Source organism: Bacillus sp. AP50 (assembly GCF_040492675.1).
GTDB classification, from domain to species: Bacteria; Bacillota; Bacilli; order Bacillales; family Bacillaceae_G; genus Bacillus_A; species Bacillus_A cereus.
Window position 1 is genome coordinate 1 of record NZ_JBEUTW010000399.1, and the last position, 1,865, is coordinate 1,865.

Sequence of the window (1,865 nt, forward strand, 5' to 3'; positions counted from 1 at the left end):
ATTATATAGTATTTCGAGAAAAAAATGTACAAAATAACGAATTTTATTTACCAAAGTAAAGGGAGTAGAAATATATATGAAAAGGCTATGTATAATTCCATGCGGAAAAAAGAAAATTTGGGATAAACATTCAGACTACGGACCGATGGAAGCAAAAGATGTATATATTAGTCCGTTCGGAAAAGCATGTCAGGCGTACGCAACTATGTTTTTCGAAAACTGGGTTATATTATCAGCGAAACATGGATTTTTAAGACCAAGTGATATTGTATTAGAAAACTATGATCTTGCATTTGATTCAAAAAGCGATGAGGTAATAAGTATAGAGCAATTACAAAAACAGATGGTAGATAAAAGTTTATTACAGTTTGACGAAATTGTCTTATTAGCAGGGAAGAAGCATAAAAAAGTAGTGACAAAGTTATATCCAGAAGAAATGATTACATATCCGCTAGAGGGGTGTAAAGGAATTGGGTATATGTTGCAGAGGTTGAAAGAAGCTGTGAAGGAAAGGGAGGAAATATAGGTGTAGTTTCAGTGATTTTAAACTCTATTTATTTAGGGAGCTGAAAAGTAAAATAGAGTTTTTAGGCATCGCCGAAAGGGTGATGCTTTTTTGTTCGTGTCGTCATTCATGTAAAAGTAATTTAGAGAATAAATCATTCGATTTATGAAGCGATAGCTTTTTTATATCGAAAACAAATTGCATCACTTTTAGAAAATATAGGACGTATGGGCACAGTTAAGATTGTAAGTGGGAATAGCAATAAGACAAGTTTTGAATAAGATATTAAGAAAGGAGATGTTGATGAATAATGGCTAGATATAGTTTGCACGGAGGACACAATAGTATTGTTCAAGGTGCTAATTTCGGGAATCGGAAAGAACACGTTCTAGATAGGCAAGTTAAAGATGCCGTGGCGGCTAAGTTAAGAGCCCTAGGACACACGGTTTATGACGATACGGACGAGGTAGGGGCAACTCAATCACAAAATTTAAATAATATCATTCGGAATAGCAATTCCCATGCTGTGGATTTAGTTATTTCTTTTCATCTTAATGCAAGTGATGGAAATGGACAGGGTGTTGAGGTTTTATATTATGATCAGAAAGATTTGGCGGCTAAAATCTCAGCTCAACTAGCAAAAGATATTGGATGGCGTGATCGAGGTGCGAAACAACGTACAGATTTAGCGGTATTAAATGGAACGAAGGCACCGGCTATTCTTATTGAATTAGGGTTTATTGATAATGAATCCGACATGGCAAAATGGAATGTTGATAAAATCGCTAATTCTATTGTATTTGCTCTTACAGGACAAACTGGAGGAGGTGCAGCGGATTTGCTCAAAGTAAAAACTGGTGGTGTAGCATTTAGTAATTTACAAGATTTGGCTCAAGCTATGGTTGATGCGGGTATTGATGGACAAATTGTCGTTCAAAAAGATGGCATTGGTTATGCTATAACGAATGGCTATCTGTCCGGGAATATCGATAAATTTACAGCTTGGTTAGATGCACGTAAATGGTACTATGAGTACGTGAGATAAAACGAAAATTGGTTTGATTAAAAACTAAAAATTGTCTTATTTTTAGTTAACAAGTATATTAAGTAACTATAAAAATATGGACAATTTATATGTAAATTAGTACACAAAACCACCTGTCAGAAAGGTGGTTTTATTTATCAAGCTATTTGCGGGAAGTAAAATTCTTACCTCAAAATTCGGATGAAGCTAAGAAATTAGGTGGGAATTACACTGCTCGTAGCCTCCTACTAATTATCGTTTCACTTTATATAGTTTAGAGTTTTGTAAATCTTTACTTATTAAAATTTATTAGTTGATAATAACAAAAAAACAAGC

At 34.1% G+C, this 1,865-nt stretch carries 2 protein-coding genes; both read left to right on the plus strand.

The genetic code is table 11. The annotated features are described in order from the left end of the window. Positions 1-76: 76 nt before the first annotated feature. Positions 77-526, plus strand: a complete 450-nt coding sequence (locus ABWK52_RS23205) for a DUF6884 domain-containing protein (protein WP_000824873.1) — start codon at positions 77-79, stop codon at positions 524-526. A gap of 289 nt (positions 527-815) precedes the next feature. After that, complete coding sequence (locus tag ABWK52_RS23210; RefSeq protein WP_098541924.1) at positions 816-1,550, plus strand: N-acetylmuramoyl-L-alanine amidase; 735 nt, start codon at positions 816-818, stop codon at positions 1,548-1,550. Positions 1,551-1,865 lie beyond the last annotated feature (315 nt).